The organism is Treponema sp. Marseille-Q4523 (assembly GCF_016901105.1).
Taxonomy (GTDB): domain Bacteria; phylum Spirochaetota; class Spirochaetia; order Treponematales; family Treponemataceae; genus Treponema_D.
Genome location: NZ_JAFEVM010000032.1, coordinates 22806 through 31634, shown reverse-complemented (window position 1 = coordinate 31634; position 8829 = coordinate 22806). Strand labels below are relative to the sequence as shown.

Below are 8829 nucleotides of genomic sequence, written 5' to 3'. Positions count from 1 at the left end.
CAACGGAAGGAACTATTCGAGATCCTTTTAGGAGCAAAATCAAAAATTGGGATAGGGAACCTTCAAGATATGTTGTGTTTGCCGACAATTATATTTGCATATCGGAGCATTTGATAGACATGCGGATACAAGCCATTCTCAGAATTTTAAAACGCGTTATTGCAAATGTTGAGATAAAAATAAAATATGATGAAATAAACCGAAAATTCGAAAACGGAAAAATTACGAAAGAACAAGAAAGGTCGGAAAAAGAAGCTTTATTACGAAAATACGATCCTAATCGAAAAATGGATGGAACTTATTGGTTTATGAAATATGAACTATAAATGCTGTCGAAAATATTGTTTGCAACAAAACAAAGCGGTTTATCGGTGACGAAATCGGCTGACCGGGAATATAATAATATTAACAAGGGGGATATGTGATGGAAGAAATTATTTATGGTTATGGCGGAAAAAAATATACGGTGGAAAAATTAAAAGATTTATGCCCGTCAAGTTCTGAGATAGAAGATCAAAATAAAATAGAACGGGAAACCCATAGACTTAAAATATATCATTCCGAACGATATAACAGTCAAGTGGAAAATTTACCCGGAGAAATCTGGGTCAGATTATCGCAAAAAGGCTGGGAAAGAATATTTGTAAGTAATCAAGCGCGTATAAAATATTTAAAAGATGACGGCAACTTCGAATTTCTAAATCAAGATGAAGATCCTGGCAGATCGGATTTCGGATATTTAGTAATTGATCCCGAAAAAAAGTATCCTGAACTGCATAAACTTATTTCAATCGGATATCCTCTTGTATATAAGTTAGTAGCCATGGCTTTTTTAGGAAAAAACGAATACGAAGGGGATGGATCTGTCATTCACCATATCGATAATAACGGATATGATAATCGTCCTGAAAACCTAATCTGGCTGACTGAAAAAGAACACAATCAAATATAGTACCAGATAAAATTTGCTTTTTCAGAATGCGGGTATTTCTCTCATATATACTTCCTGTAAGCACAGTAAAATAGTTATATCCATACCGGTAAAAGGAAATTTCTAAACGAATTCGCTTAAATAATTCTACACACTATCACAAAATGATAGTCTATGCATGTTACTTATATAACAAGAGGCTACATCATTATGAGTGAAAGTTTTTTCTATTCGGTAAAGGATTTGTCAAAAGACTTGACAAAAATCGGGGGGGGGGATAATAAAATCAACCGAAGGTATGTTAGGTTAAGAGCGTACTGCACTATGGATTACAGATTTTAAAAAGTGCTTAATTTATCTTAGACAGTTTCGTAAAATAAATTTTGGAGGTTTGTGAAAATGGGAAAAGATTATGAAAAATTCTTTGCAGACTATTATGCGGCTTATGCCAATCGTAATTTTGAGGCTGTAAAAGAATGGAATAAACAACACAAAGCTGATGAAAAACTCTTATGTCCGCAGTTTTTAAGTCCTCTGCCTGAATACGAACATGCCGATCTTAAAGTTATGATTTTCGGACAGGAGGCCTTGCGTTGGCATAATCCTGACGACAGTATGAATTTTTATGAAGACGGACACGAACCGCAAGATTATTCCGATTTGTATTCCGACTATATGAAATTATTAAATGGAGATGATGCTGAATTTAAAAAAGGCGGTATTCGTAAAGCTCCGTTTAACAAGGAATACCGTCGCTTACGGAACTTGATTCAAGAGACTGCAAAAAAGTATGGTAAGTCCGCAGGTTTTATGTGGAACAATCTTATAAAACTTACCACCCTAAAAGGAGGGGCGGGGAAAAAATATTTTAATAAAGTAAGTGCCGTACAGGAATCGTCTTTATTGATAAAAGATGAATTGAATTTTTTTAAACCGAATATTCTGATTTTCCTGACCGGTCCGAATTATGATTGTGTAATTCAAGATAAAATTGCCGATATTCATATCTTTGATGTAATTTCCAAAGAAAAAGTTAAACCGTTCCCTGAAGCACAATTGTGTATTTTCAATATAAAAAATATCGATTTCGCCTTACGAACGTATCATCCTCAAGCACGTCTTACTCGCGAAGAATGGAGTAAGCTTCACGGAAAAATAGACCGGCTCATTGCCGATGAAATTGGCCGGTTATATTCCAAATAATTTCGGTAAAAAAAGACGAAAGCGAATTGGCACTGCGTCTTTTAAAAAATAATACAATTGTGAATATTTTACTGTACGGTGCTCCCGGATCAGGCAAAACCGAATACGCCCGCGCTCTTGTTAAAAGCGCAGGACTTGTTCCGTACATATTTAAAAACGCGCTTGAAGTTTCCGACAGAAACGATAACTCTGAAAAACATGCGCTCGGACGTTTGAACTGTCTGCTTTCGCTTAAAAAAAAGGATTCGGTAATCATCGTCGATGAAGCGGAAAGCCTTTTATCGACACGCATTAATTTTTTCGGAATGTTTATGGGAAGCGATCCCGGGTCCGGTAAAAAAGGTACCGTAAATACGATGCTTGAAAAAAGTGAAAATAAGGTTATCTGGATTTTAAATTATACGTCGCTGTTGGACGAATCGACACTGCGCCGATTTACGTATTCGATTCGGTTTAAGGAAATGAGCAAAACCATGCTTCGCACTATTGCCGATTCCAAGCTGAATAAGCTTGCGATGAGCGACAAGCTTCATACGGAGCTTGTAGAACTTTGCGGAAAATATCGTGTAACGGGCGCGTCGGTCGACAATGTGGTAAAGACCGTACGGGGGATGGATTTATCTTCGGGCAAAGAAGAACAGGTCGTCAGCGACGTTCAAAAAGTTTTGGAATCGAATTCGGCGCTTCTTTTCGGTAAAAAGAAAATGAGAGAAGGGGTCAGAGGCAGCTACGACCTTTCGATTTTAAATACGACGATTCCGGCTTCCGAAATCGTCGATATGGTAATCAATGCGCAAAGTTTTGCTGAAAAAAACGATTCGGAAGAAAGCGGGATCAGGATGCTCTTTTACGGGCTTTCCGGAACCGGCAAAACCGAACTTGCGCGCCATATCGCCGAAAAAATTAATAAAAAAATCCTGCTCAAAAGAGCGAGTGATATTCTGGGACCCTATGTAGGGCAAAGCGAACGGAATATTGCGGAAGCCTTTGCCGAAGCGGAAGCAGGAAGCGATATTCTTTTGTTCGATGAAGCCGATTCCTTTTTTTCGGATCGGCAGGATGCGGCACACAGCTGGGAGCGGACGCTTGTAAACGAATTTTTAACGCAAATGGAGGAAATTCGGCGGGATAGTAATCTGTACGACAAATCTCCGTAGAATTATGGATCCTGCAATGCAGCGTCGTTTTCACATTCTTACGGAATTCAAACCGCTTAAAAAAGAAGGTATCGAAAAGCTTTTCAATCGATTTTTCCCCGCATACGGTTTTGATCCGGTTCTTGCGAAAAAGCTTTTGCGCTACGATACGGTTACTCCCGGCGACTTCGGTGCATTGTCGGGGAAAATAAGATTTATGTCTTCAAGCGGTATTTCATCGAAATTGATCGTAGACGAGCTTTGTAAAATTCAAGAAGAAAAAGAAAACGGCGATAACAGACGCATCGGTTTTGCAATCTAGGAAAATCGTATGAAAAGGTCACAGAGATTACTCATTTGTTTTTTCATACAGTGCGGCGATTTCTTTTTTCCAGCGGATGACAAGGCGCTTGGGAGCAAGCGGTTCGGCTTGAGTTCCCCAGCTTAGGATCAGCTCGAAAATTTTGTCGTACTGACTTGAAGAAAATGTGATCACGGTAGAGTCCTCGTCTTCCGTGAATTTTTGATCGTCCGCCCACTTGTGTTGTTTGATCCACTCCTTTGCGTAGCCGGTAAATTTAATTTTATATTTTTCGATCTTATTGCCTTTGTATGCTCCGAGCCGTCCTCCGCCGCAATAGTAAGAAAAGTCGTATTTTTCGGGAAGTTCGAATGCTTCATCCGTAACGACGATATCCGTCATAAAGTTTAAGTCGTATAAAAGCACAAGGTCGGCGTATTCGCTGTAAGCGAAAAGATACACGGAGCCGTTATCCAACAAAAGTTGATACGGCCGTACGATTCTGAGAGCTTTCGTGTCCGTATATGATTTTGTATAGCGGAAATTGATTTTGCGATTTTTTTGAATCGCTTCGTAAACCTTATCCCAGTTTTTTAAATTAACGTCATATTCTATCTGAGGCGGAACGATTACGCGGGCGGAAGATAAAACCGTATCGTCCTTTGCGACCTTGGGTTCAAGAAAATAAATCAGCTTTGTAACACTGTCGAAGAGGGGCGTGTTTTTGTATTGCTGCAGCAAACCTTTCAGTCCGGCGACTAAAGCGAGGTTTTGCCGCGTTTTTTTTGAGTAAATCTGTTCGACTTCTTTTTTTATTACGTAGCTTCCGTGAACTTGCCTTTCTTCCAGTAAGTCCATGTCCTTTAGGGTTTTTATCGCTCTGAGTATTGTTATGTTGGCAACTTTAAAGTGATTTTCAAAATACTTTGAATTGTATTTGACATCCGGATGATTCGGCGCGTCTCGCAGTATGCGAAGAATTTCGTAACAGCGCTCGTCAAGTTCAGGATTGAGTTCCTTTTGCAGTTTTTTTTCATCGCGCGTCAGCTGCCTTTGTTTTTTTTCTTCTTCGGAAAGGGCTTTGCTCATAAGTACAGTATAGCACGTAAAACGATTGCGATCATTCGATTTTTATCGCCGAATGCGAGTTCGGAAAGTATCGGCTGATAAAGATGTGCTTGCGGCGAGAACTTCGTTTTACCGTCGGATTTGCATTTTGCTACAGTCCGGATTTTTTCGCGGCGTTCCAAAACGCATCTTCGTCTTGCAGGTGATCGCCGTCCATCGGAATGCCGGCTTTTGCCATCCGCTCTTCGACATACGCAAAGCGCCTGTAAAACTTGCGGTTCGCTCTGTCCATCGCGGTTTCGGGATCGACACCTGAGTGCCGCATATAATTGACGACGGCAAAGAGGAGATCGCCGAATTCTTCTTCGAGGTGCAGCGCCGCGCGTTCGGCCTGGCTCATGCGAGCGGGCGGTGCATTGCGTCCATCGGATGCCGCCTGCAAGCCGGAAGTGTCGCCCGCAGATTTTGCATCCTGCAGCGCTTGGGATGCTTCCTTCACTTCTTCAAGTTCTTCGTACACTTTTGCCGCGACGCTTTCGATCGATTGCCAATCGAAGCCTTTTTTTGCCGCTTTCTTTTGCAGTTTATACGCACGCAGGAGCGGAGGAAAGCCTTCAGGCACTTCGTCGAGGATCGTTTTCACGCTCTTTCTTCCTTCGACGTTTTCTTTGATCCTGTCCCATTGATTTAAAACCTGTTCGCCCGTCGTCACTTTTTCCGTCACTTCCGACATGCCTTCGCTCTGCGGGAAGACGTGCGGATGCCGCCGTATCAATTTATCGGTGAGTTCATCCAAGGCTTCCGCGACGGAAAAATCGTTCTGCTGTTCGTACATATACGCGATCATCGATGCGTTGAGTATGACGTCTCCGAGCTCTTCTTTTGCATGCGCCGCATCCCCTGTCGAAACGGCGTCCACGGCTTCGAAAGTCTCTTCGATCAGATCGCGCCGCATCGTAAGCGGCGTCTGCTCTCTGTCCCACGGACAGCCGCCCGGTGCGCGAAGCGTTCGTATCGTTTCGTACAGCCGCTTGTACGCCGCAGCCGTTTTGTCTGCGCTTGTATCGTTTTGTATATCGCTCATAGTATAATCCTTAACAATTATTAAGTCAAATGTCGAGTTTTGAAAATATTAGCAAAAGATATGCTTTCGGCGAAAATGACCGGCATACAATCTTTGTAGACGCATGTGAACGCGGCTCTCACAGCGGAATCCCCGCTTACGCTCCGGTTGTGCTTTTAAAGCAAAACTTGCGCAAGCTGAACGCACAAAGTCGCACGCGTGTCTCCCGCTGTTACGCCGCATCCCGCACACGTCAAGCAGTTCTGGTATACGGTCGCAACTTCGCATAATTTTATTTATTTTCAAAACTCGCCATCCATAGATACATGAAACAGTTGGAAAATTTCGAGTTTTAGAAAACTCGAAATTGAATCTATTAATGTATTGCCGGTGAGGGTACGGAGCGGTACCGCGCCGGCACACGTGTCAGTCGGCGGACACTTTTTTCTTACCCCACGCCGCGACGAGTTTTGCCGGATCGTTTGAAAGAATTGCTTCGGTAAACGGGATCGCCGCTGCGCTAAACGTTTGCGCCATCGTTATGCGCTCGTCGCTTGTAAAAGGCGAGAGCACGTAGCCGGCCACGTCGGGATTATCCGGCCGCCCGATGCCGAAGCGGAATCGCCAAAAATCCGCCGTATTTAAAACGGCTTTTGTCGAACGGAGCCCGTTGTGTCCGCCGAGTCCGCCTCCTTTCTTTAAGCTGATCGTGCCTGCCGGAAGTTCAAGCTCATCGTGCACGACGAGTATGTGATCCGCCGTGAGTTTGTAAAAGTTTGCGAGTTCACCGATGCTTTCGCCCGACGCGTTCATATAAGTTTCGGGCTTTAAAAAATATATCGCATCGGAAGCGGTTTGAGCGTTTGAAGTACCGAGCTGATATTCGGCCGCCCAAGAAGCGAGGCGGGATGCATCGAGCGAACAAAAAGCGCCTTTGAATTTATGCTGCCACGAAAGGCGGTGTGCAAAGGGCAATGAATCCGCAAAAAGCCACGCGGCGTTGTGGCGCGTATTTTCGTATGTGCGCCCGTAATTTCCGAGAAAAGCGACAAGCCGAATCATAGACGGAGTATAGCACAAAAACGGCGGCGTGGGAAATCGGCCTCATCACCCTCGCTTTTTCCACAGCATGACGCGCATCGAATTCGCTACGGCGAGGAGGGCTACGCCAGTATCGCCGAAAACGGCAGTCCACATATTTGCGATACCGAAGGCGCCGAGCGCCATGATGCCGATTTTTACGATGAGCGAAACGACGATGTTTTCGGTGACGATGCGTACGGTTTTCCGTGAAATCGAAATCGCGTCCGCTATCTTTGCCGGTTCGTCGGTCATGATGACGGCGTCCGCCGATTCTATCGCAGCATCGCTTCCGAGTCCGCCCATCGCGATCCCCGTGTCGGCCCGCGCGAGTACCGGTGCATCGTTGATGCCGTCGCCGGCAAAGAGGAGCGTCGGACGCCGCGGTTTTTCGCCGAGCTCCGCAAGCAGCGCTTCCACTTTATCGACTTTATCTTGGGGAAGGAGTTCCGAAAAAACGGTATCGACTCCGATTTCGGACGCGACTTCTTCCGCCGTTTCTCTGTTGTCGCCGGTGAGCATGACGATTTTTTTGACGCCGAGCTTCCGAAGCTTTTTGACGGCAAAAGCCGCGTCGTCTTTCGTTTGATCGGCTATGACGATGTGTCCCGCATACAGTCCGTCCACTGCGACGTGTACGACTGTTCCGAAATCGTTTAAGCTGCACGGAACGATGCCTTCTACCGCGTGCGATTCCATGAGTTTCATATTGCCGGCAAGTACGCGCTTTCCGTCGAGGACGACGCTGATGCCCTCTCCGCTTATCTCTTCCGCATCGGCGATCTTTACGAGATTGCAGCATGCTCCGGAATGCGCCGCTTTGATCGAATTCGATATCGGATGATTCGAATAGGTTTCCGCATGCGCCGCGATTGCGATGAGTTCGTCCGCCGGTATGCGCTCTTCGTCCGTCGGGTGAACTCCCGTAACGGCGAATACGCCTTTTGTTAAAGTTCCCGTTTTATCGAATACCGCCGTCCGGGTGCGCGCAAGCGTTTCGACGCATTCGCTTCCTTTGATAAGGATGCCGTTTTTGCTTGCCGTTCCGATGCCGCTGAAAAATCCGAGCGGCACCGATATGACGAGCGCACAGGGGCAGGAGACGACGAGAAAGATGAGCGCGCGGTACACCCACGTGTGCGCATCACCCGTGATGAGGGACGGAATGAGCGCAAGCAAAACCGCCGCTACGCACACGATAGGCGTATACGCTTTTGAAAACCGTGTGATAAAGCGTTCCGATTTCGCCTTTTTTTCCTGCGCCTTTTCGACCAGTTCGATGATGCGCGCGGCGGCCGATTCTCCGGCGATCTTCGTCGTTTCGATTTCGATCACGCTGTCCGTATTGATCGCGCCCGCCATAACGTCGCTTCCGACGAATACGCGGCGCGGCACCGCTTCTCCGGTAAGGGCGGACGTATCGAGAAACGATTTTCCCTGCACGACCGTGCCGTCGATCGGAATGCGCTCTCCGGGCTTCACGAGTATGGTTTCGCCGACGTTCACATCGTCGGGCGATACTTCGATTATTTTACCGCCGCGTTTTACGAATGCTTTGTCCGGCCGGATCTCCATGAGCGATTGAATCGAATCGCGCGATTTGTCGACCGCTTTATCCTGTGCGTATTCCCCGATTTGATAGAGCAGCATGACGCCGACCGCTTCGGGATATTGACCGACTGCGACGGCGCCGAGAGACGCGACACTCATCAAGAATTTTTCATCGAAGAAATTTCCTTTGATAATATTTTTTACCGCGTCGATGACGACGCTCCTGCCGCACACGAGGTATGCTGCGAGTAAAAGTACGATTGAAACGAGTTCATCCGCCGACGCGAATTTACCGAGCGAAACATCGATCGCCCTGAAAGGATGCGCGTGTTCGACGATCAAACCGAGTGCGAACAGCACCGCCGCAATGACGATTTCACGGACGCTTAATTCGCTCTCTTCTTCATGTTCATGTCCGTGTGTATGCTCATGTTCGTGTTCGCTTTTGCAGCATGCATGACAGTGACATTCGTGACTCATAGCTCCTCCTAATAAA

General features: G+C 45.8%; 9 protein-coding genes. 5 read left to right on the top strand and 4 right to left on the bottom strand.

What is annotated here, in order from left to right; genetic code table 11:
- The 5 genes from JSQ97_RS10080 to JSQ97_RS10060 all read left to right on the top strand — a co-directional run.
- On the top strand, positions 1–326 hold a 326-nt coding region (locus JSQ97_RS10080), incomplete at its 5' end, for a hypothetical protein (RefSeq protein ID WP_205075941.1).
- Between the two features lie 98 nt (positions 327–424).
- Positions 425–952, top strand: coding sequence for an HNH endonuclease (locus JSQ97_RS10075; RefSeq protein ID WP_205075940.1), 528 nt, complete (start codon positions 425–427; stop codon positions 950–952).
- A 378-nt stretch (positions 953–1330) separates the two neighbouring features.
- Positions 1331–2134 (top strand): hypothetical protein, encoded by an 804-nt coding sequence (locus tag JSQ97_RS10070; protein WP_205075939.1) that lies wholly within the window; start codon positions 1331–1333, stop codon positions 2132–2134.
- A gap of 59 nt (positions 2135–2193) precedes the next feature.
- A complete protein-coding gene (locus JSQ97_RS10065) occupies positions 2194–3291 on the top strand; it encodes an AAA family ATPase (protein WP_205075938.1) in 1098 nt (365 codons plus the stop codon).
- Positions 3292–3307: 16 nt separating this feature from the next.
- Complete coding sequence (locus JSQ97_RS10060; protein WP_205075937.1) at positions 3308–3592, top strand: hypothetical protein; 285 nt, start codon at positions 3308–3310, stop codon at positions 3590–3592.
- 27 nt (positions 3593–3619) lie between these two features.
- Here JSQ97_RS10060 and JSQ97_RS10055 read toward each other — a convergent pair whose 3' ends face one another.
- The 4 genes from JSQ97_RS10055 to JSQ97_RS10040 all read right to left on the bottom strand — a co-directional run bounded on the left by JSQ97_RS10055 (position 3620) and on the right by JSQ97_RS10040 (position 8813).
- The gene (locus JSQ97_RS10055; RefSeq protein ID WP_205075936.1) at positions 3620–4660 is read right to left on the bottom strand and encodes a helix-turn-helix transcriptional regulator; all 1041 of its coding nucleotides are present in this window, start codon (positions 4658–4660) and stop codon (positions 3620–3622) included.
- A gap of 130 nt (positions 4661–4790) precedes the next feature.
- Positions 4791–5723 carry a nucleoside triphosphate pyrophosphohydrolase gene (gene mazG / locus JSQ97_RS10050; RefSeq protein WP_205075935.1) on the bottom strand — a complete coding sequence of 311 codons (933 nt, stop codon included), beginning with the start codon at positions 5721–5723 and terminating at the stop codon, positions 4791–4793.
- A gap of 405 nt (positions 5724–6128) precedes the next feature.
- Positions 6129–6764 carry an aminoacyl-tRNA hydrolase gene (gene pth, locus JSQ97_RS10045; RefSeq protein WP_205075934.1) on the bottom strand — a complete coding sequence of 212 codons (636 nt, stop codon included), beginning with the start codon at positions 6762–6764 and terminating at the stop codon, positions 6129–6131.
- Between the two features lie 45 nt (positions 6765–6809).
- Positions 6810–8813, bottom strand: coding sequence for a heavy metal translocating P-type ATPase (locus JSQ97_RS10040; RefSeq protein ID WP_205075933.1), 2004 nt, complete (start codon positions 8811–8813; stop codon positions 6810–6812).
- Positions 8814–8829 lie beyond the last annotated feature (16 nt).